Annotated in this window: 23 protein-coding genes and 1 tRNA gene; 8 read left to right on the top strand and 16 right to left on the bottom strand. The window is 67.8% G+C overall.

The window, feature by feature from the left end:
* Window positions 1–134: 134 nt before the first annotated feature.
* Both U0177_RS20655 and U0177_RS20650 read left to right on the top strand, forming a co-directional pair.
* The gene (locus U0177_RS20655) at window positions 135–404 is read left to right on the top strand and encodes a ubiquitin carboxyl-terminal hydrolase 14 (protein WP_409572556.1); all 270 of its coding nucleotides are present in this window, start codon (window positions 135–137) and stop codon (window positions 402–404) included.
* 46 nt (window positions 405–450) lie between these two features.
* Complete coding sequence (locus tag U0177_RS20650) at window positions 451–1389, top strand: bestrophin family protein (RefSeq protein ID WP_409572555.1); 939 nt, start codon at window positions 451–453, stop codon at window positions 1387–1389.
* Window positions 1390–1510: 121 nt separating this feature from the next.
* On the opposite strand, the gene U0177_RS20645 is transcribed toward U0177_RS20650, so the two are convergent.
* Together U0177_RS20645 and U0177_RS20640 are read right to left on the bottom strand one after the other, a co-directional pair.
* The gene (locus U0177_RS20645) at window positions 1511–1741 is read right to left on the bottom strand and encodes a hypothetical protein (RefSeq protein ID WP_409572554.1); all 231 of its coding nucleotides are present in this window, start codon (window positions 1739–1741) and stop codon (window positions 1511–1513) included.
* Window positions 1741–2502, bottom strand: coding sequence for a CPBP family intramembrane glutamic endopeptidase (locus tag U0177_RS20640; RefSeq protein WP_409572553.1), 762 nt, complete (start codon window positions 2500–2502; stop codon window positions 1741–1743). Before U0177_RS20640 ends, U0177_RS20645 begins: the two co-directional genes overlap by 1 nt.
* A 222-nt stretch (window positions 2503–2724) precedes the next feature.
* On the opposite strand from U0177_RS20640, the gene U0177_RS20635 reads away from it, so the two are divergent.
* On the top strand, window positions 2725–3120 hold the full coding sequence (locus U0177_RS20635) for a hypothetical protein (protein WP_409572552.1): 396 nt from the start codon (window positions 2725–2727) through the stop codon (window positions 3118–3120).
* Between the two features lie 238 nt (window positions 3121–3358).
* On the opposite strand, the gene U0177_RS20630 is transcribed toward U0177_RS20635, so the two are convergent.
* A tRNA-Arg gene (locus U0177_RS20630) sits at window positions 3359–3435 on the bottom strand.
* Between the two features lie 345 nt (window positions 3436–3780).
* Here U0177_RS20630 and U0177_RS20625 point away from each other — a divergent pair.
* Complete coding sequence (locus U0177_RS20625) at window positions 3781–4686, top strand: c-type cytochrome (protein WP_409572551.1); 906 nt, start codon at window positions 3781–3783, stop codon at window positions 4684–4686.
* A gap of 96 nt (window positions 4687–4782) precedes the next feature.
* Here U0177_RS20625 and U0177_RS20620 read toward each other — a convergent pair whose 3' ends face one another.
* Complete coding sequence (locus tag U0177_RS20620) at window positions 4783–5775, bottom strand: Gfo/Idh/MocA family protein (RefSeq protein ID WP_409572550.1); 993 nt, start codon at window positions 5773–5775, stop codon at window positions 4783–4785.
* A 411-nt stretch (window positions 5776–6186) separates the two neighbouring features.
* Here U0177_RS20620 and U0177_RS20615 point away from each other — a divergent pair, with 411 nt between their 5' ends.
* Window positions 6187–6675, top strand: coding sequence for a nitroreductase family deazaflavin-dependent oxidoreductase (locus U0177_RS20615; RefSeq protein ID WP_409572549.1), 489 nt, complete (start codon window positions 6187–6189; stop codon window positions 6673–6675).
* 20 nt (window positions 6676–6695) lie between these two features.
* Here the strand turns inward: U0177_RS20615 and U0177_RS20610 are convergent, their stop codons facing one another.
* The 6 genes from U0177_RS20610 to U0177_RS20585 form a co-directional block, all read right to left on the bottom strand.
* Entirely contained in the window at window positions 6696–7103 is a 408-nt protein-coding gene (locus tag U0177_RS20610) for a hypothetical protein (RefSeq protein WP_409572548.1), read from the bottom strand.
* Window positions 7104–7744: 641 nt separating this feature from the next.
* Window positions 7745–7954 (bottom strand): DUF4287 domain-containing protein, encoded by a 210-nt coding sequence (locus U0177_RS20605; RefSeq protein WP_409572547.1) that lies wholly within the window; start codon window positions 7952–7954, stop codon window positions 7745–7747.
* A gap of 80 nt (window positions 7955–8034) precedes the next feature.
* Window positions 8035–9369, bottom strand: coding sequence for a M14 family metallopeptidase (locus tag U0177_RS20600; protein WP_409572546.1), 1335 nt, complete (start codon window positions 9367–9369; stop codon window positions 8035–8037).
* 57 nt (window positions 9370–9426) lie between these two features.
* A complete protein-coding gene (locus U0177_RS20595) occupies window positions 9427–9762 on the bottom strand; it encodes a hypothetical protein (protein WP_409572545.1) in 336 nt (111 codons plus the stop codon).
* Window positions 9755–10585, bottom strand: a complete 831-nt coding sequence (locus U0177_RS20590) for a hypothetical protein (RefSeq protein ID WP_409572544.1) — start codon at window positions 10583–10585, stop codon at window positions 9755–9757. Before U0177_RS20590 ends, U0177_RS20595 begins: the two co-directional genes overlap by 8 nt.
* Complete coding sequence (locus U0177_RS20585) at window positions 10585–11841, bottom strand: flavin monoamine oxidase family protein (protein ID WP_409572543.1); 1257 nt, start codon at window positions 11839–11841, stop codon at window positions 10585–10587. The genes U0177_RS20590 and U0177_RS20585 overlap by 1 nt, the downstream gene beginning before the upstream one ends.
* Window positions 11842–12077: 236 nt before the next feature.
* On the opposite strand from U0177_RS20585, the gene U0177_RS20580 reads away from it, so the two are divergent.
* On the top strand, window positions 12078–13346 hold the full coding sequence (locus U0177_RS20580) for an AI-2E family transporter (protein ID WP_409572542.1): 1269 nt from the start codon (window positions 12078–12080) through the stop codon (window positions 13344–13346).
* An 89-nt stretch (window positions 13347–13435) separates the two neighbouring features.
* On the opposite strand, the gene U0177_RS20575 is transcribed toward U0177_RS20580, so the two are convergent.
* The 6 genes from U0177_RS20575 to U0177_RS20550 all read right to left on the bottom strand — a co-directional run bounded on the left by U0177_RS20575 (window position 13436) and on the right by U0177_RS20550 (window position 17913).
* A complete protein-coding gene (locus U0177_RS20575) occupies window positions 13436–13933 on the bottom strand; it encodes an HD domain-containing protein (RefSeq protein ID WP_409572541.1) in 498 nt (165 codons plus the stop codon).
* A 193-nt stretch (window positions 13934–14126) separates the two neighbouring features.
* Complete coding sequence (meaB, locus tag U0177_RS20570; RefSeq protein WP_409572540.1) at window positions 14127–15050, bottom strand: methylmalonyl Co-A mutase-associated GTPase MeaB; 924 nt, start codon at window positions 15048–15050, stop codon at window positions 14127–14129.
* An 11-nt stretch (window positions 15051–15061) separates the two neighbouring features.
* Window positions 15062–15472 carry a cobalamin B12-binding domain-containing protein gene (locus tag U0177_RS20565; protein WP_409572539.1) on the bottom strand — a complete coding sequence of 137 codons (411 nt, stop codon included), beginning with the start codon at window positions 15470–15472 and terminating at the stop codon, window positions 15062–15064.
* A gap of 143 nt (window positions 15473–15615) precedes the next feature.
* On the bottom strand, window positions 15616–16599 hold the full coding sequence (locus U0177_RS20560) for a prephenate dehydrogenase (RefSeq protein ID WP_409572538.1): 984 nt from the start codon (window positions 16597–16599) through the stop codon (window positions 15616–15618).
* Window positions 16600–16837: 238 nt separating this feature from the next.
* Window positions 16838–17440: a hypothetical protein gene (locus tag U0177_RS20555; RefSeq protein ID WP_409572558.1), complete on the bottom strand. Its 603-nt coding sequence runs from the start codon at window positions 17438–17440 to the stop codon at window positions 16838–16840.
* 5 nt (window positions 17441–17445) lie between these two features.
* Window positions 17446–17913 carry a PDZ domain-containing protein gene (locus U0177_RS20550; protein WP_409572537.1) on the bottom strand — a complete coding sequence of 156 codons (468 nt, stop codon included), beginning with the start codon at window positions 17911–17913 and terminating at the stop codon, window positions 17446–17448.
* A gap of 171 nt (window positions 17914–18084) precedes the next feature.
* Here U0177_RS20550 and U0177_RS20545 point away from each other — a divergent pair, with 171 nt between their 5' ends.
* Window positions 18085–21030: a GAF domain-containing protein gene (locus U0177_RS20545; RefSeq protein WP_409572536.1), complete on the top strand. Its 2946-nt coding sequence runs from the start codon at window positions 18085–18087 to the stop codon at window positions 21028–21030.
* A 471-nt stretch (window positions 21031–21501) separates the two neighbouring features.
* Window positions 21502–24765, top strand: coding sequence for an excinuclease ABC subunit UvrA (locus U0177_RS20540; protein WP_409572535.1), 3264 nt, complete (start codon window positions 21502–21504; stop codon window positions 24763–24765).
* The last annotated feature ends 84 nt before the right edge of the window (window positions 24766–24849 follow it).

The following is a 24849-nucleotide window of genomic DNA, read 5'->3' as shown; positions in this document are numbered from 1 at the left end:
GATTTTCCGCGCAGCGCGGAAAATCGACGCACGATGATCAAAAAGTACCGTGCTGCCGCAGGTACCATGCACGGCTTCGGGAAGCCGAACACAGAACTGCGTAAGTCCTAGTCATATATAAAGGAGATCACACAATGACAGTGCCATGCAACCACCTCGACCAGATCCAGCAGGTGACGCCAAGCGCCCAGGGGTGCGAGGACTGCCTGAAGACCGGCGACCGCTGGGTTCATCTGCGGCTATGCCTGATCTGCGGCCATGTCGGCTGCTGCGACAGCTCGAAGAACAAGCACGCCACCAAGCACTTCCACGCCACCGGCCACCCGCTGATCCAGTCGTTCGAGCCGGGCGAAAACTGGCTGTGGTGCTACGTCGATCAGGTGATGCTCGAGCCCGCCGAGTGATCCATCAGGCAGCTTCTTAAGCCTAGTGGTAGGAACACACACAGCGATGATCATCAAACGCAACTTCGACCCGCGCAAAGTCGCCACATATGTCTGGAAGGATGTGACGCTAGCGCTAGCGGTAGCAGTCGCCGTCTATGCTGCGGTGGCGCTGCTTGGCTGGAGCTTTGTCGCCCTCTCGTTCGCGCCGATCGGCCTGCTCGGCGCCGCGCTTTCGATTTTCCTCGCGTTTCGCGCCAACACCTCGTTCGCGCGCTGGGGCGAGGCAGCTCAGGCGTGGGCGGCCATCACTGCCGCCAGCCGCGTGTTTGGCCGCCTGGTGGTAACGTTTACCGACTCGCACCGCCACACGCCGCAGTACAAAGAAGAGCTGGCCGAAGCCTTCAAGCGCGAGCTGGTGTACCGCCAGATTGCCTGGGCCAACGCGCTGCGGCTTGAGCTGCGCGGCCAGGCCAGCTGGCGCGAGATCGAGCAGTTTCTGCCGCCGGCCGACAGCGCCGCGCTGCGCCAGCAGCCGAACAAGCCGCTCTACCTGATGAAACGCCAGGGCCAGCGGATCTACGACGGCATGGCCAGCGGCACGCTGCAAGGCTTCGATAGCTTCCAGATGGAGGGCCAGCTCGCGGTACTTGCCGCGCAGCAGGCGGTGTGCGAGCGCATCAAAGCTATTCCCATCCCGCGCCAGTACGATTACTTCACACGCGTGTTCGTGCGGGTGTTTGTGGTGCTGCTGCCGTTCTTCCTGGCCAAAACGCTTGTGGCCGACGGCGTGCCGTGGCTGGTCGTCCCGCTCAGCGGCGTGATCGCCTTCCTGTTCACCGTGATCGAGCGCACCGGCGCCGTCAACGAGGATCCATTCGAAAACCACATTACCGATGTGCCGCTCTCGGCCGCGTGCCGTGAGATCGAGCGCGACCTGCGGGCGATGCTGGGCGAAGCCGACCTGCCGCCCAGCCTTGAAGCACAAGACGGCTATCTGTTCTGATACCCAACCTGGCTGACGCGTGCTTATGCTGGGGTTCGGGGGCGGCAATGCCGCCCCGATATCTCTATGTTGTGATGCCCTGCCTGTCTTCGACGGGCAGGGCATCACAACAAGAACGTGATCAAGCGGCGTCGGTATCAGCCGCGTCGCGCGCCGGCTCGCGCTCGACGCTCAGCAGCACCAGGTTCAGATCGCGGATCTTGGCCAGCACCCCGAACAGCGCGCTCTGGTCGGGCAGCCAGCCGGCGAGCAGCGTAGTGCCATCGGCCTCGCGTCGCAGCTCCAGCCCCGCCAGCCACTCGGCCCAGCGCGGCGCCAGGTGCCCGGCGACGCGGATGGAATAGCGCGCCATCAGCCGAGCCTTTCGGCCGGCGCCGCCTGAACCGCCGGCGTGCGCGGCCTGCGCCACAGCAGCACGGCGCCGTAGAGCAGCATCAGCGTCATCACAATCGCGCTCATCAGCGGCGTGGGCAGCCAGCGCGGCGTGATATAGCTGAAGCGCAGCGCCGAGTTCGACAGCGCGTGGATGAGCATGGCCGGCCACAGCGCGCCGGTGCGCAGCACGATCGCCGCCATGCCGATGCCAAAGGCGCAGACGCCCACCACCTGGAATAGCGTCACCACCAGCGACGCGCCGTAGACCACGTTGGCCAGGTGAACCAGCCCGAACAGCGCCGCAGACACCAGCACCGCGCGTGTGGTGCCGCCCGGCAGCAGCGCCCGCAGGATGAACCCGCGAAACACCAGCTCCTCGCTGAAGCCGACCACCAGCTCCATGAACACGAGAAACGCAAACGAGCCCCAGCTTTCGATCCGCAGCCCGGCGGCCAGCGGCAGCGCCGCGAACAGCACCGGCAGCGCCAGCAGCCCTGCGTTGCGTACCTGGCCGCCCGCCGGCTCAAAGCTGCGCCAGCCGATCCGCACGGCGAGGGCCGCCGCGAGCAGCGCCAGCGCGATCTGCCCGAGCGCCCGAACCGCGCCGACATCGATGCTCGGCAGCGCCCACGGCAGCAGCAGCCCGCTGCCCAGGCCAATCGCCAGCCAGCCGATCGTGATCGCCGCCGTAAAGATCATGGGCCGCTCGAGCATCAGCCGCTTGATTGCAGAGTGCATGGTTGCTTCCTTTCGCCTCAGTGCTTCGCTTCAATGCGGCAAGTATAGCCCGCTGCCCTGCTGCGCAGCCTCTATCGCGCGATAGAGCCTGAGGTAGAGATCCGCCGCCAGCGGCAGCCGCGCAATCTCTATCCGCGCCTCTACCTGCCGGTAGATGCGCTGCGCCGCGCGCCGCGCTATGCTGGCGCCATACAGAACGCACGGCACAACAAGGAGGCAGCGATGAACACAAACCCAAATGAAACCACGCGCCTGGACGACCGAGCCGAGCGGCGCAGCCAGCGGCAGGCGCGGCGCGCGGCGCGGTACGGCGTCGGCGGCGGCTCAATCGCCGGTGGGGTGTTCCTGGTCGGGCTGGGGATGCTGGCGCTGACCGGCTGGTGGTGGCCGGGGATCATGCTGGTAATCGGCGCGGCCTCGGCGGCCGAGCTCGCGCGCCGCGGGCAGGTCGCCGCCGCCGCCGCAACGTTTGTTGGCTTCGCGGCCATCCCGGTCGGCATCGCGCTGTTCGCCGCGATCAACGTGCCGTGGCTGCCCGTCGGCGCGTTTGTGCTGATCGCGCTCGGCCTGATCTCGCTGGCGCGAACGGTGGCGCCCGCAGGCGAGCCACAGGAATAAGCGCGGGCGCATAGCCGTACGGCTTCGCCGCCCCCGAAATTTCGGTTTGAGATGCCTGCCCGGCTTCGCCGGGCAGGCATCTCAAACCGAAAGCGAGCAAGCTGCCAGGCGCCTGCCGCGCTGCTGCGAGCGCTCGATACAACAAGCGGAGCGCGGTAGAAAATTCTACCGCGCTCCGCTCGTTTAGTGCACTATTTTCAAGCGCCCAGCGCATGCATTGCTGCGCTGCTCAGGCCAGTGGCGACCTCGGCGGGGCTCGAACCCACAACCTTCAGCTCCGGAGGCTGACGCTCTATCCAATTGAGCTACGAGATCACGCCAATTTTGAGGCAGCTCGATTCTAGCATTCATGCGCGCTCATGTCAAGGTGCGGACTGGCTGTAGCAGGGCGGATGATGCCCAAACGCGCCAGTAACCCCGCGTGCGGCCCAAACGTCTGATAGAGCGTGCAGATACAGATTGTTCAATTCACGCCAGTTGTTGGCGTAGGCACGATGATCATCTATGCAATCTGTATTATCTGTGGTGATTGCTCTATAAGCAGGGGCGGCCGCACGAGCGCGGCCACCCGGCAGCAGCAACACAGCAGGCTCATCCAGGCACGCTGCCCAGATCGCATAGTTTCACAGAACAGAACTGAAACCATCTGGAGGAATCTCGATGCGTATCTTCCGCTGGGTTGGCATAGGCATTGGCGCAATCGTCGGCCTGATGCTGATCGCCCTTGCCGCTGCGTATATTGCCAGCAACGCGCGGCTGAATAAGACCTACCAGATCGCCGACGAGCAGATCGACATCCCCACCAACGCCGCGAGCCTGGCGCGCGGCAAATACCTCGTCACCACAATCGGCCAGTGTGTCGACTGCCACGGCGACAACCTGGCGGGCCGCGAGTTCTTGAACGCGCCTGGGATCGTGCGCGCCGTCTCGGCCAACCTGACATCGGGCAAAGGTGGCGTGGGTGCGACATTCAGCACTGCCGACTGGGTGCGCGCGCTGCGCCATGGGGTTGGCTCGAATGGCCAGCCGCTGCTGATCATGCCTTCGCAGAACTTCAACCACCTCAGCGCGGCCGACCTCGGCGCGATCATCGCGTATGTCAAAAGCGTGCCGCCAGTAGACAACGTGCCCGGCTCCAGCGAGGTGCAGCTGCTTGGCCGGGTGCTGTTCGCCGCAGGCCAGATCGACGCGCTCGCGGCCGAGAGCATCGACCATAGCGCCCCGCCGCCGGCCGACCTGCCGCACGGCGCCACGGTCAGCAACGGCCGCTACCTGGTAACGGTCGGCGGCTGCGCCGACTGCCACAACAAGGCGCTTTCGGGCGGGCCGATCACTGGCGCGCCGCCGAACACCCCGCCGGCCGCGAATATCACGCCGGGCGGCGAGATCAGCGGCTGGACCGACGCCGACTTCGTCAAAACGATCCGCACCGGCACCAACCCGGCCGGCAAGCAGCTCAGCACATTCATGCCATTCAAATACCTCGGCCGCCTCACCGACGATGATCTGAGGGCGATGTACCTGTACCTGAAGACAATCCCGGCCAAGCCGACTGGGGCGCAGTAAGACGTTCGCCAGAGCGACCAGGGGGCCGGGCAATGCGCCGGCCCCTTGTTTATGCCGGAAATCCCGCGCGGGGCAGGCGGCGTATAAGTGGGCAGATCAGGCAGAGCCGCGCGGGCGCAAACCGGCCGCGCGGTAGCAGGCGTCGATCAGGCGCATGTTCGCAACCGCGTCGGCGGCGGGCGTAAGCACCGGCGCGCCACCGCGAATTGCCGCAGCGAAGGCGCGCAGCTGGTAGGTGTAGGTTGTATCGCCCTCAAGGCGCTCGTGGCGCACGGCGCCGGGCGTCTCAACGGCGATCGAGTGGAAATAGTGCGGCAGAAATGGGAAGTTGACGCGCATTGTGCCGGCGCTGCCGTGCACCAGCGCGCTGGCGCGCAGCAGCCGGGCCGAAAGCAGCGCGCAGGTAACCGCCCCGCTGCGTCCATCCGCGAACGCAAACTCGGCGCGCATCAGCCTATCGACCTGGGGGCGAAAAAGGCGCGCGCGTGCCGACACCACCTGCGGCTCGGCGCCGGCGAGAAAGCGCAGCAGGTTGATCGCATAGCAGCCCACGTCCATCGCGGCGCCGCCGGCCAGATCGTAGCGAAACTGAATGCTGCTTGGGCGCAGCAGCGGCACGCTGAACTCGGTCTTGATCCGCCGCACCTGGCCGATCTCGCCGCTGGCGAGGATCGCGCGCAGCCGGGCGGCCAGCGGATGGTAGCGGTAGTGGAAGGCCTCGACGAGCAGGCGGCCGCCCGTTTCGGCGGCGCGCGCCAGCTGCTCGGCCTCGCGGGCATTGGCCGCCAGCGGTTTCTCGCACAGAACATGCTTGCCGGCCGCGAGCGCGCGCAGGCTCCACTCGGCGTGCAGGCTGTTGGGCAGCGGAATATACACCGCGTCGATCGCCGGATCGGCCAGCAGCGCGGCGTAGGAGGCGTGGACGTGCGGAATGCCGTGGCGCGCCGCAAAGCGCCGCGCGCGCGCGGGGTCGCGCGCCGCCACGGCGACGAGCGCAACCTCGGGCAGCTGGCGGCAGGGCTGCACCAGCGCGTTCACTGCGATCGGCGCCGCGCCGAGCGTCGCAATGCGGAGCGTTCTTTCTGCCATACGCACTCTCGTAACCTGACACGAGTTACGCGGTGTCCTGCCGCGTGGGAGGTTTGGAGGGCGCAAGCCCTCCAAAATCATCTCTTTTGGCTGGTCGCGACCAGCCAAAAAGGAAGTTTTCGGGGGCAGCAGAGCCACCCCGAACCCCGACCACGTAGCTCGTGTCATTTGACAGGTCTTACGCGGTGCGCGTTTTGCCTTCGGCAGAGCGGTACTTTTTCATGGATGGTGCTGAGAAGGTGGCGCTTTGCGCCACCTTCTCAGCACAAAAGAAAGCGAAGTACCATGCTGCCGCAGGCAGAAGGAGCCGATATCGCAGGCGACCGCGTCCTTCCTGTAATTTGACGAAACGCGCCGGTGTAGCGTAAGCTGCCGCCAGGCAAACTCGCGCCGGAAACACGGAGTGTACCAATGCCCGCGCCACCCGAGACAATGCCATGGCCCGAGCGGCTGATCCGGAAATTTCTGATGTCGCGGCCCGGCATCTGGTATGGCCGCTACATCTTGCCGTACCTCGATCTGCCGCTGCTGTACCTATCGCGCGGGCGGTATAGCATGTCGCCGGGGCAGCCGATTCTGCTGCTGTTCACCACCGGCGCGCGCAGCGGCAGGCGGCGCGCAACGCCAATGGTGTACCTGGCCGACGGCGACCGGCTGATTGTGATCGCCTCGAACGGCGGGCGCGACCGCCACCCCGGCTGGTACTACAACCTGCGCGCCCACCCGCTGGTCACCGCGTTTGTGGCCGGCAGGGCCGGCCGCTACCAGGCGCGCCTCGTCGAAGGCGACGAGCGCGCGGCCCTGTGGCGCATGGCGCTCGAGTACTACGAAGGCTTCGCGCTCTACGAGCAGCGAACGGCGCGGCGCATTCCGATCTTCGTGCTCGAGCCGCTGCGGTAGCGCGGCAGGCCGCGCTGGCGTCACGCGCTGCCGAGCGCCGCGCCGCACACTGGGCAGCGGCCATCGCGCGGCGCGCCGGCGACCCATAGGCCGCACGCCGCACACGAGAAGCTCAGGATCTGCGCGGCTTCGAGGCGCGGATCGAGCGCGGCAGGCCCGAGCGCCGCGCGCAGCTCGGCGTGGCTGGCCGCCGCGAGCAGCTCGGCGCGGTCGACCCGATCGCCAGCCAGCGTCAGGTCGAGCAGCATGCCCGCGCAGATCGTATGGCGATCGCGCACATTCGCGAGCGCCTGCTGGTCGATCGTGAGCGTGAACTCTTCGTCGGGCGCGCCAACCTGCACGGCAGTCAGCGTCACCGTGTCGCCGCCAAAAAAGCCGCCAAAATTGTGAACTTCACGCACCGCGATGCGGCGAGCCTCTTCCGCCACACCTGCCTCCTTTACACCCGTACGCGATCCGCATCATAGCGGCAGAGCGCAGAGCGATTGGCCATCCTGGTGCGCTCGGGCGACACCCACAGGCGCGCGATCGCTGCGCTTGGCTATAGTAGCACAGCCCACGCCATTGCGCCGCGACGCGGCACAGATCATACGCTCTTCGCTTGAGCACTTTAGGACTTACACAGTTGCGCTGTTCGGCTTTCCGAAGCATGCATGGTGCCTGCGGCAGCACGGTACTTGTTGATCATCGTGTGTCGATTTCCGCGCTGCGCGCGGAAATCGACACATCCAAAAGGAAAGTACCGCTCTGCCGAAGTCTGAGCGCGCCAACTGCGTAACTTCTAAGCAATTCGGGGCGGCTTTGCCGCCCCAGAACCCCCGCCACACAGCAAGTGATAAGCCAGAGTTGGTATCACTCGTTCTGGCCGGCTGCGGCACCGGCAGCGGGGCAATCGAAGCACGGCGGATCGCTCTGGCAGCAGGGGCGCTCGTATGCGGGCGGCTCGGCGGCCGGGCAGCCCAGGCACCGGCCGCTCCGCTGCTCGGCCGGCGTGCGCAGAAACCGGCCGCACCGCGCGCAGACTGGCGGCAGTCGCCGCTCGCCGCTTGCGGGTGTGCTCGCGCTCACGCTATTTCTTGGCCAGGAACCACGCCACCAGCGCATTGGCGTGGCCATGCCCCATGCCGTGGTTGGTCTTCAAGTAGTTCACCAGCTCCGAGTGCTTCGTCGGCCCTGCTTTCGCCAACACGTCCATCCAGTGCGCAATCGGCTGGCCATACTTTTTCTCGATAGATGGAAAGTAGGACGCTGGGCCTTTGACTTTTTCTTCGTCGGACACGTTTGGCTCCTTTCTTAACGGCACGGCTTACGCGGTTCCTCGCACCTGGCGTGTTTGGCCTCGGCAGACATGATGCGCGGCTAGCGGATCTGCTGCGCCGCTGTGCTGCTATCGAGCCGGGCGCGCGCCAGCGCGAACCAGCCAAGCGGCACCAGCCGGACGCTGGCATCCTCGTCGTAGTACGCCAGCGCGCCGCGCTCGAAGTACTGCGTAGGCCGCGCGACACCCACCGCATCGGGCGCGCCAAACTCTTCGGTGATCGGTGCGCCCAGCAGCTGCGCACCATCGTGCTGCTCCCAGTCGGCCAGAAACGCCTCGCGCAGCGTATGGCCGGTGCTGGAGAAATAGCGCACGCCCGGCGGCTCGTCGGCGGGCGGGTGGCCGGTGGCGGCGCCAAGCGCGCGCCCTGCCAGCGCCATACGGCCAAGCGGCGCAGCCTGCACCAGCAGCGGCGTATCGGCCTGGTCGGGATGCAGCTCAAACAGCGCGCGCTCGAAAAACTGGCGCGCGACGCCGCCCGCTCGCTCGGGCGGGGCCAGCGGCATACCAAAGCGCGCGGCGCCGCCGTGCGCCCGCCAGAAACGCCAGATCAGCGCCGGCACCGCCATGCCATTCTCGCTCTGGTCCGCCGGCAGCGGCAGCAGCTCGGCGGCCTGGCGCAGCACCGCCTGCACGCCGGCCAGATTCTGCTCGAACTCAGGCTGGTCGCCGCTGGCCAGCTCGGGAGTTATCGCCGCGATGCCGAGCGCGCCGGCCCAATCGTGCATGCCGCCGGTGATCATATACTTCTGCCAGTAGCGGTCGTAGGTGTAGCCGGTGGCCGCAGCATAGGCTTGCGCCAGCGCGATCGACGGGGCGTGCTCGCAGAACGCCGGGAACACATCGCCGCCGGACGAGTGAAAAAAGATCACGCCCGAGGCATCGAGCAGGAAATCGCGAACCAGCTGGCTCTCGGCCTCGGACTCGGCGAACGGCCCGCCGGTGTCGGACTCGATGCCATACGCGCCCTGCACGTGGATGCGCCAATCGTTCTCGGGGCACGCGTCGGCGCTGGTGTCCATGTTGCGGTTGAGGTCGACGCCGCGGCCGTTGAAGCGCGTGCCCGCCGCAAGGCCATCGGGGTTGATGGTTGGGATGATATACAGCCGCACCTGCGCGGGCACCTCGGCTGAGTTGGCGCGAAAATAGTCGGCGAGCTGGCTGGCGAGCTGAAAAGTATTCGCCTCGGGGCCGCCGTGGGTATCGCCCACCAGCACGAGCTTGCGCGGCCCGCCGCCGATCTTCACGGCGGTGATCGGCCGGCCCTCGGCCGAGCTGCCGAGGGTCAGCTCGGCGATCTGGGTGGCGGCGCGGGCCGGCGCAAGCGGCAGCAGCGCCAGCAGCGCGATCAGTATAAGCGTTTGGTAGGGCAGCATGCAGCTCGCTTCATCTTAATCGAGCCGCTATTATAGCAGCATCCTCCTTTCCGCCGCTCAGCCGGCGCCACGCTGGCCGGCGCGAATTGTGGTCGCAATGATCCGAATTGCCTCGGCGCCCAGCTGCGCGCCGGGCGTCTGCGGCACCACGTAGCCATCGGGCCGCACCACCACGTCGAGCGTGGCTGCGGCGGCCTCGGGCGCGGCGGCCACCAGCAGCCGCACCTCGCTCCAGTCGGCGCTGTGGCCGGCGAGCCGGAACCAGCGCGCCTGCGGGTGGTCGGTGCTGAGCCAGCCCTGCTCGCGCACGAGGCGCTGGCCGGCCGGCACGCGCGGGCGGCGGATGGTCGGCGGGGTGCGGCGCTGGCGCGCGTGGCTGTGGCGATCAGGCATCGCCGGCACCGCACTCTGCCAGAAACGCGTTTTCGAAGCCGAGCATCCGCTGGCACAGCCCGCGCAGCTCGTCGCGCTCGCGCGCGCCCTCGGGCACGAGGTACTGCCAGTCGTGCTTGCAGCGCTCAAACACCTGCCCCGCGAACAGCGCCCACGGGCCGCCGATGTCGCTCTGGTAGCGCACGATCGCCTGGTGCTTGCCCGACACATAGCCGCGCGCCTGGCGCACCACCAGCGCCCCCGCAATGCGGCTGACAGCCGCCACCAGCTCTTTGGTGCCGGCCGGCACCTCGGGCGGGTACCAGGCCGGGATGCTTTTGCGCGTATAGCCAAAGAATGGGTCGAGCGCGTCGGGGAAGGCCACGTGGCGCGCGGCCAGGCGTTCCTCGCCGCGCAGCCGCGCAATAAACCGGCGCGCGTCGTCGGCGAGAGCCATGGCATAGCCGTCGTGCGCCGGCAGCGCCATTGACGGCCGGATGTCGGCCCCGTGCAGCGGCAGGCTGCCGAGCTTCAGCGCGACGCGCAGCGCCGGCGCAAGCCGGTCGAGCGCCGCCTCGGCAGCCACAACAGTGTCCAGCCGCACAGGGCTAGCCGCAGCGTACGCCTCGGCCAGGCTTTCGGCGGCGGCGGCCTCGGCGGGGCTGGCGAAATCGCCGGCAAACACGATCGCGCAGTCGATATCGCTCAGCGGCACGGTGGAGCCCTCGGCGGCGCTGCCCAGCAGGTAGTAGCCGCGCACGCGCGCCGGGAAGGCCGCCTCAAACGCGCCCACCAGCCCCGCGACGATCGGGCCGGCCGGCGCGCCCACGATGGAGTGCGGCATCACAGCGCGCCCAGGATCTCGCGCGCCGCGCGCTCGCCGCTGTGCAGCGCGCCGTGGACGGTAGCCGGGTTGTTGGCGAACACGGTGGCCTCGCCGGCAAAGTGCAGCGCGCCGGCCGGCGAGGCCAGCTGCGCGCGCATGCCGTGGAAGCCAGGCCGCACCAGGCTATAGCCGCCGCGCGCCCACGGATCGGCCGCCCAGTCTACCAGCATATGCGCCGCGTAGTGGCGGCGCGGCGCGTCGCCGAACAGCGCGGCGAGCGCGGCCAGGCCCTGCTCAAGCACCGCGTCGGGGCCGTGCGCGGCCACGCGCGCCGCGCGCTCGCCGGTGCTGAGCGCGGTGAGGATGGGCACACCCTGGCGCACCGCCCACCACACCGGCAGCGCGCCGGCGCCGGTCAGAAAGGTCATATCGGCATCCCAGAAGATCTCGTCGAAGCGGATGCTGAGCTTCATGGCCGGCGGCATCACAAGCGCGCCAATCGCCTGGCGCTGGGCCTCGGGCAGCGGCGGGTCGAATTCGACCGCGCCGGCCTGCAGCACCGCCAGCGGCAGCGTGATCACGGCGTGGCGCGCGCGAAACGTGCGCGCGTCGGCGCCTGTGCCGGCCTGCACCTCGACGCCCTCGACGCCCCAGCGCACGCGCGACACCGGCATATTCAGGCGAATATCGAGCCCGGCGGCCAGCGCGGCGAACACGAAATCGTAGCCCTCGAGAATACGAAAATCGCCCGGCCCCTTGTCCGAGAAGCGCAGCTCGTAGGCCAGCTCGGCGACGCTGATCGTCTCGGGCGTGGCGCAGTTGGCGTGCGCCAGGCGCACATCGGCGATGTGCGCCGCCAGCGCGCCGAACTCATGCGCGCGCAGCCACTCGCCCAGCGAGATATCCGGCCCATCGTAGGCGGCGATATCCTCTTCGAGCCGGAACACCGGCTGAAGATCGGCGCGCTGCTCGAACACAGCCGGGCCAACCAGCCGGCCATCTTCCAGCACAATACGGCGGCCGGCCCAGCGCGCGGCCGCGAAGGTATGCGCGCCGGCGCGGCGCACCCAGGCCCAGGTATCGGCCTGCTCGCCGTGGATAAACTCGGCGCCGCGCTCGACCGGCACCGGCCCAAATGTGTAATCGGTCCACACACGCCCACCGACGCGCCCGCGCGCCTCGAGCACAATCGCGCGGCGCCTGGCGTCGGCCAGGGCACGCGCTGCCGCCAGGCCGGCCGCCCCGGCGCCAACCACAACCACCTCTGCATCCATACAGGCCCTCACTCGCACCTAGCGATAACACCAGAAACGCGGTGGCCCGCGTCGTACGTCGATTCTGCCTGGCGCAGCGTTGATGCGCCCAGCCTTCGGCAGTTGCACCTGTGTGCGATGTTTCCGCGCGTAGCGCGGAAACATCGCACAAAAGATGATCGAGTACCATATAATACCAGAACTGGCGCGCTGGCTCTGAGCGCGCCATAGCAAGGAGCGAGGAAGGGGTGAAGCCCGTGGCCGAGAAAACCGAATTGCGGATCGAGCCGCCAGTGCCCGCTGGCGCGCTAGCCGAGCCCGCACCCGACGCGCCGCCCGCGCTGCCAGCACGCGGCGAGCCGATCGAGATCGTGTTTCCATCCTGGCGGCGCCTGGCGCAGTGGGCGCTCGTGGCGCTGGCGGTGTACGCCGTGTTCTGGCTGCTCTCCAGCGCCATCTCGGCCATGACGCCGTTTATAATCGGGCTGGTGCTGGCCTACCTGCTGCTGCCGCTGGTAAACCGGCTGGATCGCTGGATGCCGCGCCCGCTGGCGATCCTGACGGTCTACGTCGGCGGGTTTCTGGCAGTGTTTCTGGCAGTCGCCTACATCGTGCCGCCGGTGGCCAACCAGTTCCAGCAGCTGATCAGCAGCCTGCCCTCGCGCGATCAGCTATCGTCGTTCGGCAGCGGCCTGCTGCAGCAGTACCAGGATCGCGTGCCGCCCGAGATCAAGCAGCCGATCGAGCAGGGGCTGAACAGCGCGCTGCAGACGCTTCAGCGCAACTTCGCCACGTATGTGCAGGGCGCCAGCACATTTCTGTTCGGCCAGGTCCTGCAGATCCTCAACACGCTCTCGTTTCTGATCGGCTTTCTGATCGTGCCCTTCTGGGTGTTCTATGTGCTGAACGACCAGGCCAAGGGCCGCGGGTTTATCAACCGCATTTTGCACCCGCGCGTCCGCGCCGACTTCTGGAATGTCTGGGGCATCGTCAACCAGGTGCTGAGCGACTATATTCGCGGCCAGCTGCTGCTGGGCCTGGCGGTGGGCGTGATGGTGTGGATCGGGCTGATGATCCTGGGGCTGCTGGGCTTTGACGTGCCCTACACGCTGCTACTGGCGATCTTCGCCGGCATCACCGAGCTGGTGCCGATCATCGGGCCGATCCTGGGGGCGATTCCGGCGGTGCTGCTGGGCTTCTTCGCGTCGGAGAGCGGCTGGCAGGCCGGGCTGGCGGTGCTGGCACTGTACCTGCTGGTACAGCAGCTCGAGAATAACTTCCTGGTGCCGCGGATCATCGGCGAGAGCATTGGCCTGCACGAGGCGGTGCTGACGGTGGTGCTGATCGCGATGGGCCAGGTCTTCGGGCTGCTGGGGGTGGTACTGGCCGCGCCGGTGGCGGCGATCGGGCGCGACCTGTTTGTGTACGGCTATCGGCGGCTCGACGGCCTGAGCGCGGCGGCGGCGGCCCAGGAGGTTCACGCCGGCGGCAAGGCCGAGCAGAAGCAGCAGGGCAAGCCGGCGTAACGGTCGCTCGCGCAAAACGAGGCCAGGAAGGCCCGAAAGCAGCCAGTGCCACGGGCCCTCCTGGCCTCGTCGTGCAGGTGCCGGGCGCCTCAGCTAGCCGCGCGGCGGCGCAGCAGCTGGCGCGTGCGGCGCGGGCGTGGGTGGTAGTATGGGTCGCTCAGCTGGAGTCGGCGGTGCGTCTGCTGGCTTGTGCCGTCGACCAGGCCGCGCAGATACTGTTTCAGATCGCCAAGCGACGCGGCCTTATCGGCCAGCACCAGCACCCAGCCCTCGCGCGTCGTCGGCGCCGGGCCAAGCGGGTACATATGGCTCACGATCGCGGCGCACACAGTGTCGGGCTCGCCCTGCTCGGCGGCCCAGCGCGCGGCCACGGCGCCGTGGGTCGTGAGCGTACCCAGGCGCGAGTCGATATCGTGGATGATCGCGGCGCGCATGCACACGCGCTCGTCGGCGCGCAGCAGGCGGGCAAAGCGCGAAGAATATTTCACGGAGCGCAGCAGGTGATCGTGCTTGGGGATGCGATGGTGGATGTGGTCGCGTGTCTCGAGAACTTTGGGGTGTGAAAGCAGGTCGGCGATGTGCTCCATCGGTGAAACCTCCAGCAGAGCATGGTTTGAGTTTTATTTGTTCTACGTTATACCACAATCTTGGCCGCGCGTAAAAGACCTGTTGGTACCAATTGAGGGTGAGACGTTTGGCATGGCGCGCTTGTTGCGCGGCTACGGCGGGGGAAGCAGCCAGAGGGCAGCCGTCGGATCGCACCTGCTGCTGGGCATCCTCTCAGGCTAGCAGCTCGCCGGCGGCGCTGAACGGGTCGATCTCGCGCTCGGCCAGGCGCGTAAGCAGCGCGTCCCAGCCGCCGGCCAGGCGCGCACGCACGCGCTCGAGCGCGGCCTCCTGGACGATCAGCTCGAACTCGCGCGCCACGCGCTGGCGCTCGCGCGCCAGCTTCTGGCCGGTATCGGTGAGGTGCGCCAGGTGGCGCTCGACCTGCGCGGCAACCTGGGCGATGCCCTCTTCGCGCATCGCCACCGCCGGCACAATCGGCGGCTCCCAGCCATCGCGCGGCGGCCCGCCGAGGCGCAGCATCGCGCGCAGCTGGTGCACCGTCGCGTCGGCGCCCTCGCGGTCGGCCTTGTTCACCACGAAGATATCGGCGATCTCGAGGATGCCGGCCTTGATCGCCTGCACGTCGTCGCCCATGCCGGGCACCTCGATCACCATGGTGGTATGGGCGGCGCTGGCGATCTCGACCTCGCTCTGGCCGGCGCCGACCGTCTCGACCAGCACCATATCGAAGCCGGCGGCGTCGAGCAGGTCGATCGCGTCGCTGGTAGCGTGGGCGATGCCGCCAAGGCGGCCGCGGCTGGCCATGCTGCGGATGAAGATCCCGGGGTCGCCGCCGAGCGGCTGCATGCGGATCCGGTCGCCGAGGATGGCCCCGCCCGTAAACGGCGAGGTCGGGTCGACCGCGATAATGCCCACGGTTTTGCCGGCGCGGCGCCAGTGCAGCGCCAGCGCGTTCACCAGGGTGCTTTTGCCGGCGCCGGGCGAGCCGGTGACCCCAACGATATGCGCGCGGCCGGTGCGGCTGTAGATCGCGCTCAGCAGCGCGCGCGCCGGCGGCCCGCCGGACTCGGCCACGCTGATGCCGCGCGCCAGTGCGCGCCGGTTGCCGGCGAGCAGCGATTCAGCCAGTTCCACAGCGTTTCCTATCACGCGCCGCGCTGTGCGCCGGCGTTCTCCTGAATGAACTTGACGATGTCGTGCGTCGAGGCGCCAGGGCCATACACCGCCGAGATGCCGTGCTGCTCTTTCAGCACCGCCGCGTCGGCATCGGAGATAATGCCGCCCGCCACGACCAGCACGTCGTCCATGCCCTGCGCGCGCAGGAGCTGCATCACCCTGGGCAGCAGCGTCATGTGCGCGCCCGAAAGGATCGACAGCCCGATCACGTCGACATCCTCCTGGAGTGCGGCCTCAACGATCATCTGCGGCGTCTGCTGGAGGCCGGTGTAGATCACTTCCATGCCGGCGTCGCGCAGCGCGCGGGCGATCACTTTGGCGCCGCGGTCGTGGCCATCGAGCCCCGGCTTGGCGACCAGAACACGTATTTTTCGCTCCATTGGGAAGCTCCTTCTTGGTTCGGCCTGGCCAATTATACCATTTCTCAGGTGCCGGCAGAGTGATTGTTTCTCTACATAGGTTGTGCTGTGCGCCCTTTCCGCGCTGCGGCACGCCAGAAGCAGCCGCCTCGCCGTGCTGGCGCTCAGCGCTTTTTCGTGGGCGGCTGGCGGCCGAAGCGCCCGAGCAGGCTAGGCCGGGCCGGCGCCACGCCGCCGATCGACTCGAAGTCGTCCTCGCCGGGGCGCAGGTTCGGCCGGGTAAGCAGCCACTCCTCGCGGATGCGGCGGGCCTCTTCAAAGAACGCCAGCAGCTCGTCGCTGTCGCCGGACTCGACCTGATCGCGCAGGTCGATCAGCAGCTGGGCGGCATCGTTGAGCCAGCGCACCAGCGCATCCTGGTTCGTGAGGCAGATATCGCGGTGCATCTCGGCGTCGCCGGAGGCCAGGCGCGAGATATCGCGGAAGCCGGTGGCGGCCAGCGGCGCCATCTCTTTCCAGCCGGGGCTGCGGCCCACCACCGCGCTGAGCGCGGCCGAGAGCATAAACGGCAGGTGCGAGACGCCGGCGACATACGCGTCGTGCTCGGCCGGCTCGATATAGTAGACTTTGGCGCTGATCTGGCGCACCATGCTCTCGACAAGGTCGATCGCGGCCTGGCGCGCGCGCGGCGCGGGGCACAGGCAGTAGATCGCGCCATGGAACAGCGCCGGGTCGGCTGCATTCGCGCCGGCCTGCTCGCGCCCGGCCATCGGGTGGCCGCCCACGAAGTCCACGGTGGCCGGCAGCAGCTCGCGCGCCCAATCGATCACCTGGGCCTTGGTGCTGGCGACATCGGTCACCACCGCGCCACTGGGCAGCAGCGGGCCGATCTCGCGAAAGATGGCGGCGATGCTGCGCACCGGCGCCGCCACCACCACCAGCTGGGCCTCGTGCAGCGCGTCGGCCAGCGAGCGCGCCTCGCGGTCGATCGCCAGGCGACCGCGCGCGTCGCCCACGGCGCGCGGATTCTTATCGTAGCCGGTGATCACGATCGGGCCAAGCGGCGACTCTTTCGGGTCGGCGCCGCGCAGCGCCATGGCCAGCGAGGTGCCGATCAGGCCCATGCCGATGATTGTGACGCGGATCATGCTTTCTACCTTTGGTTACACTACAATAGTTATGTCATTATGACGTACGCAGTTGGCGAGCTCAGCCTTCGGCAGAGCGGTACTTTCTCATGGATGGTGCTGAGATGTTGGCGCTTTGCGCCAACATCTCAGCACAGAAGAAAGCGGAGTACCATGCTGCCGCAGGCAGAACAAGCCGATATCGCAGGCAACTGCGTAAGTCCTAGTCATGTAACAGGTTTGCGGCCGCGCAAGCGCTCTAGCGCTCGGGATCGGCGCGCACGAACGAAAGAAACAGCAGCTCGGCAACGCCGATCAGCAGCGCCAGCAGCAGCACCGGCGCCGGGCGCAGGGTGCGCAGCCCTGCCAGGATCACGCAGGCCGCGCACAGCAGGCCAACCTCGTGGGCTTGGCGGCGGGCGCGCCGCAGATCATACTGGCGCGCGCGCTGCCGAAACACCAGCGTGCCGATCGCGTACACTGGCGGCAGCGCCGCCGCCGAGACGCTCAGCAGCAGCGCCAGCGCCAGGATGAGGTATACCGGCAGCTCGGGCAGATCGAGCAGCCAGGCCGTCGGCGGCGGCACGAACGCCAGCGTGTAGAGCAGCAGAAACGAGCCGGCCACGCCCTCGAGCGCCAGGCCGGGCAGGCCGAGCCGGCGCTGGAATGGCACGAATGTGAGCAGGCCGGCGGCCAGCACCAGCGCGTAGAAGATCACGCGGATCGGCGCGAAGACCGGCAGGCCCGGGTCGATCTGGCCTACCAGCAGCGCCGCCAGCGCGCAGGCCCAGCACAGGCCGGCGGCCACCGCCAGCAGCAGGCCGGCGCGGCGCGGCGGGCGGGTATCGGCGGATGGCAGCATAGCGCTCACAGGTCGGCCGGCTCGTCGCCGCGGGCGGTGAAGTACACGCCGAGGTACGGCAGGCGGCTATCGCCGGGAAACGGGTCGAGCTTCAGCGAGACATCGTTCTCGCCGCCGATATCGCGCAGCACCGTGAGGCGAACTGTGTCGTTGGGGTGCAGCGTGCGCAGGTACTCGCGCAGGTCGCGCGCGTCTTGCAGGTGCTTCCCATCGATCGCGACGATCGTGTCGCCGCGCTGCACGCCACCGCGCGCGGCCGGGCCGGTGCGGTCGAGCCGCGTCACCAGCACGCCAAGCGGCGGCAGATCTTTGCGCTCGGCGATCTGAGTCGCGAAGATCGCCTGCTGCTCGCGCCCGGCCAAGTCGCGACCCATGATCCATCCGCCCAGGCCGCTCAGAAAAGCGCACCAGACGCACAGGCCCGCCGCGCCGGCGATCAGCCAGGGCAGCCGCACCCGCCGCTCGAATCTCATCAACTGCTCCAGAGCTACACACGCGACCGTCCCGTGATTCTACTCGTTCGCACGCCGAGCGTCAAGCCTGTGCCCGCCGGTAGAAGCGTTCTCTATTGCCAAAACGCCGCCCGCAGGCTACAATAGGCACACGGCGTTTCGCCTTTTTTTAACCCGTGCCGGAGTGCGCGCATGGCCGAGCAAGCGCATATCTTGGTCGTCGACGACGACGCCAGCATACGCCGGATGCTGCAGCTGCTGCTGAACGAGACTGGCTACCGCGTCTCGACCGCGTCGACTGGCGAAGAAGCGCTGGCCTATATGGATCTGGTCACGCCCGACCTTGTGCTGATGGACCTGATGCTGCCGGGCATCAACGGCCAGGAAGTGACCGAGCGGATCAAGGCGCAGCCCGACAAGCCGTTTGTGCCGGTCATACTCGTCACCGCGCGCAACGACCCGAAGTCGAAGGTGATGGCACTCGACGCCGGCGCCGACGATTTTCTGGTGAAGCCGGTTGAGTTTGCCGAGCTGCTTGCGCGCGTGCGCGCGATGCTGCGGCTGCAGCGCAGCCAGCGCTCGCTGCGCGCCGAGCAGCGCAAGACCGAGCTGCTGCTGCACCTGACGCGCGAGCTTGGCACCACGCTCGACCTTGAAGAGCTGCTGACGCACTTCCTCGACAAGCTCGCCGACGCGGTCGGCGCGGTGCGCGCAAGCATCATCCTCACCACCGACCAGCAGCCGCGCCTGTTTTCGAGCATCCGCAACCGCCCCAAGGTCGTGCCGGCCGACATCCTGCGCGACGGCATTGCCGGCTGGGTGCTGCGCGAGCACGAGCCGGCGATTATTCTCGACACGCGCGACGACACGCGCTGGGTCGCCACGACCGCGCACCAGCAGATGGTGCGCAGCGTCGCGGCGGTGCCGATCGTGCGCGAAGACCGCGTGCTGGGCGTGATCACGCTGGTGCACCACACCCCCGGCTACTTCACGCCCGAGCACCTCAGCCTGCTCGACTCGGTGGCGGCGCAGAGCGCGATCGCGCTGGAGAACGCCGAGCTGTTCCGGCTGACACGCACCCAGAACGACCTGCTCGAGCGCCGCAACGAGGAGCTGCAGCGCATCAACCAGGTGAGCCGGCTGCTGACCGAGCTGATGCGGCCCGAGCAGCTGGTGCGGCTGGTGGCCTACCTGGTGCACCTGACATTCGGCTACCCCAGCGTGACGATCCTGCTGCGCGACAACGACGACCTGGTGGTGCGCGCGGTGGCCGGCATCGCCGACGAAGAGTCGCGCATGGGCCGGCGCCTGCCGATCGGCCAGGGCATTGCCGGGCACGCGGCCATGCAGCAGGAGCCGCTGTGCGTGGCCGATATCCGCGCCGACGCGCGCAGCAGCGTGTCGATCAGCGGCGACGACACGCGCTCGCAGCTGGCGGTGCCGATCCTGACGGCGCGCGAGGTTTTTGGCGTGCTGAACGTCGAGAGCGCCAGCTCTGGCGCGTTTGGCCCGAACGACATCCGCCTGCTCGACACGCTCTCGGGCCAGCTGGGCGTGGCGCTCGAAAATGCGCAGCTGTTCGACACCGAGCAGCGGCGGGTGCGCCAGCTTGGCCACGTCAACTCCATGTCGGTGGCGATCACCGCCCAGCTCGACGCCAGCGCCAACTTACGCATTGCGGCGGCGGCCGTCGCGGCGATCTTCGGCATCGAGCAGTGCGGCATTGTGATGCTTGGCGACGAGCGGCGCGGTGGCCTGCGCGTGGTGACGCACAGCGCCCAGCCCGCCAGCTCCGGCGCGCAGTTGCGCTTCCCGCTGCCGCTGCACGACTTGGCCGCGCTCGACATCCGCACTGTCCAGGTGATCGGCGCAGGCACTCACGACGAGCAGCTCGCGCCGGTGCGCGAGCTGCTGGCACACGGCCACATCGATACGCTGGTGCTGGCGCCGCTGCTCAACGCCGGCCGGCGCATTGGCACGCTGGTGCTCGACCTGACCGGCCGCGCGCGCCAGTTCGGCCAGGCCGAGCAGACGCTGCTCGAGACGGTGACGAGCCTGCTGGCGCAGGTGCTCGAGAACGCCAGGCTGTACCGCGAGGTGGCCGAAGAGCGCAGCACGCTCGACGCGGTGCTGGGCGGCGCGGCCGACCCCATCCTGCTGATCGGCACCGACGACCGGCTGCTGCTGGCCAACCGCGCCGCGCACGAGCGCCTGGGCATCCAGGATCACGCCGAGCAGCAGCCGATCGACCGGCTGATCGGCCAGAGCGATCTGCTGCACGCGCTCAGCGGCCAGCGCAACGGCCACGGCCCGCACCCGCTGAACGAGGTCGTGCTGCCGCAGGGCGAGACGTTCAGCATCAGCGTGGCGCCGGTGCGCGGCGCCGACGACGAGCTGATCGGCCGGGTGACGGTGCTGCAAGATATCACCGCGATCAAAGAGCTGGAGCGCCGCGAGCAAGAGCGCCTGCGCAGCGTGTTCCGCCGCTACGTCTCGCCCCAGGTGGTCGAGGAGGTGCTAGCCGGCGGCGGCGACATCGGCGCGCCAGTCGAGCGCGACCTGGTGGTGATCTTCGCGGACATCCGCGGCTACACCGCGCTCACCGAGGGCCTGCCGCCGCGCGTGCTGGTCGAGCAGGTGCTGAACCGCTACTTCACGGCGATGACCGACGCGCTGCACCGCCACGGCGGCACGATCGACAAATTCCTGGGCGACGGGCTGATCGGCGTGTTCGGCAGCCCGATCGTGCGCGACGACGACGTGCAGCGCGCGCTGCTGGCGGCCGTCGACCTGCAGCGCGCCTTCGCCGAGCTGCGCAGCCGCTGGCGCAGCGAGCTGCGGCGCGACATCGGCATGGGCATTGGCATCGCGTATGGCCGCGCGGTGGTGGGCAACATTGGCTCGGAGCAGCGCATGGATTATACGCTGATCGGCGATGTCGTGAACACCGCCAGCCGCCTGAACGGCATTGCCCACGCCGGCCAGATCATCGCCACCGGGCAGCTGATCGACGCGCTGCCGCCGCACTGGCACGCGCCATGGCCCATCCGCAAGAGCGAGCCGGTGCACCTCAAGGGCAAGCAGGAGCCCGTGCCGATCTACGAGATCGAGTACGAGGCCAAGGAAAACGCGCACTAAGAGCAGCTATCACACCTCCGAACCGGGTTTGACGAAAGACGGAAGACGAAGGACGGCGCTGTTTCGTCTTCCGTCCTTCGTCCTGAAACAAGGGAAGGCGAAAGACGGCGCTGTTTCGTCTTCCGTCCTTCGTCCTGAAACATCGGATCGAACCTGCGGTAGCCTGCACTAAGGGTCTCGGAAAGTCCACATCATCGCCTAAGCCCCCACACCACCTCGCAATGTCGGCTGCAATCAGGGCCGAATCTTTCCGCATTTTCTGCTAGACTCTAGCAGGCCAACCGCGCGGCGGATGCGTCCAAAGCGCGCGCGGCTGCGTAGTACCATGCGGCGCCAGGCAGCTTTGACGGCTTCCAGCGCCAGTGCTATACTTGTTTCTCGCACACCCGTTCAGATTTACGACGCCGCATCGGAGCGCAGGCGCCCGCAGAAGCGGCGTTTTATCTTGTAGAAGAGCCAGGAAGAGCAGCTATGTCGAAGGACAAGATCGTCATCAAAGGCGCCCGCGAGCACAACCTGAAGAATGTAGACATCGAGATCCCGCGCGATCAGCTCGTAGTGCTGACGGGCGTCTCGGGCTCGGGCAAGTCGTCGCTGGCCTTCGACACGCTCTACGCCGAGGGCCAGCGCCGCTACGTCGAGTCGCTCTCGGCCTACGCGCGGCAGTTCCTGGGCCAGATGGAGAAGCCCAAGGTCGACTACATCGGCGGGCTCTCGCCGGCGATCGCGATCGAGCAGAAAAGCGCCTCGAAAAACCCGCGCTCGACGGTCGGCACCGTCACCGAGATCTACGACTACATGCGCCTCTTGTTCGCGCGGGTGGGCAAGCCGCACTGCCACCAGTGCGGCCGCGAGGTCGGCTCGCAGAGCGCTGAGCAGATCGTCAACCGGGTGCTGACGCTGCCGGCGCAGACGCGCTTCATGGTGCTGGCGCCGCTGGTGTCGCAGCGCAAGGGCGAGTACAAGGACGTTTTTGCCGAGGCCAAGGCCGAGGGCTTTGTGCGCGTGCGCGTCGACGGCCAGATGATGGATCTGAGCCAGGAGATCAAGCTCAATAAAAAGGTCAAGCACACGATCGAGGTGGTGGTCGATCGCCTGGCAATGCCGACAAAAGATGGGAGACGAAAGACCAAAGCTGAGTCATCCGCTGCAAGTGACACATCTTCGTCCTCCGTCCTCCGTCCTTCGTCCCTCAAGGGCAAGGCGCAGGAGGTCGAGCAGGACGAGTGGGGCGCGTTCGTGACACGGCTGACCGACAGCATCGAGCAGGCGCTGCGCGTGGGCGAGGGCATGGTGCTGATCAGCATTCAAGCCAGGAGCCAAGAGCCGGCTGATGCCGAGGCAAACGGCGATCGGTCTGCGGCGCTCGGCGCTGCTGCGGCCGAGGAGTGGCTGATGAGCGAGGAGAACACCTGCACCAGCTGCGGGATCTCGTTCCCCGAGCTGTCGCCGCAGATGTTCTCGTTCAACGCGCCGCAGGGCGCCTGCCCCAGCTGCAGCGGCCTGGGCACGCGGCTCGAGCTCGACCCTGAGCTGCTGGTGCCGAACCCGGCGCTGACGCTGCACGACGGCGCGGTGCCCTACTGGGGCGAGCTGCGCAAGAAGAAGGACTCGTGGGCCTACCGCTGCCTGCAGTCGATCGGCCGCCAGTATGGCTTCGAGCTCGACACGCCGTGGGAGCAGATGCCCGAGCGCGCCCGCCAGGTGATCATCCACGGCAGCGGCAAGGAGAAGGTGCGCTTCAGCTGGAGCGACTCGAGCGGCTCGCGCGGCGAGTTCATGCGGCCGTGGGAGGGCCTGGCCAGCGAGATCACCCGGCGCTACCACCAGACCGACAGCGACTGGACGCGCGAGATGTACGCCTCGTACATGAGCGAGCAGCCCTGCCCAGCCTGCCGCGGCGCGCGGCTGCGCCCCGAAAGCCTGGCCGTTACGGTCGGCGAGCTGAGCATCAAGACGGTGTGCGAGCTGAATGTGAAAGAGGCGCACGACTGGGCACTGAGCCTTTCCGGAGATGACGAAGGACAAAAGACCAAAGACGAAGGTATGCGCAATCGAAAGGAATCTGATTCTATAGGTAGCAATGGCCACGGAAACGGCCAGCTGCTCGATGCATCCTTTGCCCTTCGTCCTGCGTCGGCCGGCCCGCTGACGCCCTACCAGCTCGAGATCGCCGGCGAGATCCTGAAAGAGATCCGCGAGCGCCTGGGCTTCCTGCTGAACGTCGGCCTGCACTACCTGACGCTGCACCGCCCGGCGCCGACGCTCTCGGGCGGCGAAGCCCAGCGCATCCGCCTGGCCTCGCAGATCGGATCGGGGCTGGTGGGCGTGATGTATATCCTCGACGAGCCGAGCATTGGCCTGCACCAGCGCGACAACCGCAAGCTGCTGAATACGCTGATCAAGCTGCGCGACCTGGGCAACACCGTGATCGTGGTCGAGCACGACCTCGAGACCATGCAGGAGGCCGACTACCTGATCGACTTCGGCCCCGGCGCCGGGGTGAAGGGCGGCGCGGTGGTGGCCGCCGGCTCGCCCAGCCAGGTGGCGCAGGTGCGCGAGTCGCAGACGGGCGCGTACCTCGCCGGCAAGCTCGAGATCGCCATCCCGGCCACGCGCCGCACCGCACGCCTGCTGGGCGACCACCCGGAGGTGGCCGATCTGCGGCCGCGCGGCAAGAAGGCGCCCAAGGCCGCGAAGCTGCCCGACAGCCCGGAGTGGCTCGAGATCGAGGGCGCGACGATGAACAACCTGCGCGACGTGAGCGTGCGCCTGCCGCTCGGCACGTTTGTGTGCATCACCGGCGTGTCGGGCTCGGGCAAATCGTCGCTGATCACCGAGACGCTCTACCCGGCGCTGGCAAACCGCCTGAACAAGGCCCAGCTCAAGCACGGCCCGTACCGCGCGCTCAAGGGCCTCGAGTACCTCGACAAGGTGATCGACATCGACCAGCAGCCGATCGGCCGCACGCCGCGCTCGAACCCGGCCACGTATGTCAAGCTTTTCGACCTGATCCGCGACCTGTTCGCCAAAACCAACGAGGCCAAGCTGCGCGGCTACGAGGCCGGGCGCTTCTCGTTCAACCTGAAGGGCGGGCGCTGCGAGGCCTGCGAGGGCAACGGCGAGAAGCGCATCGATATGCAGTTCCTGGCCGACGTGTGGGTGCGCTGCGACGTGTGCAAGGGCAAGCGCTACAACCGCGAGACGCTGCAGGTGAAGTACAAGGGCAAGAGCATCGCCGACGTGCTCGAGATGGACGTGCAGACGGCGCTGGAGTTCTTCGACAGCGTGCCGCGGATCAAGCGCATCCTCAAGACGCTGCACGACGTCGGGCTCGACTACATCGCGCTCGGCCAGCCGGCCACCACGCTCTCGGGCGGCGAGGCCCAGCGCGTGAAGCTGGCCAAAGAGCTGGCGCGCGTCGCCACCGGCCGCACCGTCTACATCCTCGACGAGCCGACCACCGGCCTGCACTTCGCCGACGTGCAGCGGCTGCTTGAAGTGCTGCACCGCCTTGTGGACGCCGGCAATACCGTGGTGGTGATCGAGCACAGCCTCGACGTGATCAAGACCGCCGACTGGCTGATCGACATGGGGCCGGAGGGCGGCGACGGCGGCGGCATGGTCGTCGGCGAGGGCACCCCCGAGCAGATCGCCCGCGTCGAGGGCTCGCACACCGGCGAGTTCCTGCGCGAGATCTTGCTGGCCCCCCGCGCCGAAGAGATCGCCGCCTGACGATATCTGCCGGGCTTGGGCCGCGCCGCCGCTGTTGCCTCACAGCGGCGGCGCTGCATACGGCCGCGCCGCCGCGCCTCATCC

It is taken from the genome of Kouleothrix sp., assembly GCF_046328425.1.
Classification (GTDB): domain Bacteria; phylum Chloroflexota; class Chloroflexia; order Chloroflexales; family Roseiflexaceae; genus Kouleothrix.
The sequence above is the reverse complement of the archived record's forward strand: the minus strand, read 5'-3'. Positions and strand labels throughout refer to the sequence as shown.

Coding starts and splice junctions, on each gene's coding strand:
- U0177_RS20565 (WP_409572539.1), bottom strand. CDS start 15,472: ATGGAGCGAAAAATACGTGTTCTGGTCGCCAAGCCGGGGCTCGATGGC.
- U0177_RS20585 (WP_409572543.1), bottom strand. CDS start 11,841: ATGGATGCAGAGGTGGTTGTGGTTGGCGCCGGGGCGGCCGGCCTGGCG.
- U0177_RS20615 (WP_409572549.1), top strand. CDS start 6,187: ATGCCCGCGCCACCCGAGACAATGCCATGGCCCGAGCGGCTGATCCGG.
- U0177_RS20635 (WP_409572552.1), top strand. CDS start 2,725: ATGAACACAAACCCAAATGAAACCACGCGCCTGGACGACCGAGCCGAG.
- U0177_RS20545 (WP_409572536.1), top strand. CDS start 18,085: ATGGCCGAGCAAGCGCATATCTTGGTCGTCGACGACGACGCCAGCATA.
- U0177_RS20590 (WP_409572544.1), bottom strand. CDS start 10,585: ATGCCGCACTCCATCGTGGGCGCGCCGGCCGGCCCGATCGTCGCGGGG.
- U0177_RS20555 (WP_409572558.1), bottom strand. CDS start 17,440: ATGCTGCCATCCGCCGATACCCGCCCGCCGCGCCGCGCCGGCCTGCTG.
- U0177_RS20560 (WP_409572538.1), bottom strand. CDS start 16,599: ATGATCCGCGTCACAATCATCGGCATGGGCCTGATCGGCACCTCGCTG.
- U0177_RS20620 (WP_409572550.1), bottom strand. CDS start 5,775: ATGGCAGAAAGAACGCTCCGCATTGCGACGCTCGGCGCGGCGCCGATC.
- U0177_RS20600 (WP_409572546.1), bottom strand. CDS start 9,369: ATGCTGCCCTACCAAACGCTTATACTGATCGCGCTGCTGGCGCTGCTG.
- U0177_RS20650 (WP_409572555.1), top strand. CDS start 451: ATGATCATCAAACGCAACTTCGACCCGCGCAAAGTCGCCACATATGTC.
- U0177_RS20625 (WP_409572551.1), top strand. CDS start 3,781: ATGCGTATCTTCCGCTGGGTTGGCATAGGCATTGGCGCAATCGTCGGC.
- U0177_RS20550 (WP_409572537.1), bottom strand. CDS start 17,913: ATGAGATTCGAGCGGCGGGTGCGGCTGCCCTGGCTGATCGCCGGCGCG.
- U0177_RS20655 (WP_409572556.1), top strand. CDS start 135: ATGACAGTGCCATGCAACCACCTCGACCAGATCCAGCAGGTGACGCCA.
- U0177_RS20540 (WP_409572535.1), top strand. CDS start 21,502: ATGTCGAAGGACAAGATCGTCATCAAAGGCGCCCGCGAGCACAACCTG.
- U0177_RS20595 (WP_409572545.1), bottom strand. CDS start 9,762: ATGCCTGATCGCCACAGCCACGCGCGCCAGCGCCGCACCCCGCCGACC.
- U0177_RS20575 (WP_409572541.1), bottom strand. CDS start 13,933: ATGGAGCACATCGCCGACCTGCTTTCACACCCCAAAGTTCTCGAGACA.
- U0177_RS20645 (WP_409572554.1), bottom strand. CDS start 1,741: ATGGCGCGCTATTCCATCCGCGTCGCCGGGCACCTGGCGCCGCGCTGG.
- U0177_RS20640 (WP_409572553.1), bottom strand. CDS start 2,502: ATGCACTCTGCAATCAAGCGGCTGATGCTCGAGCGGCCCATGATCTTT.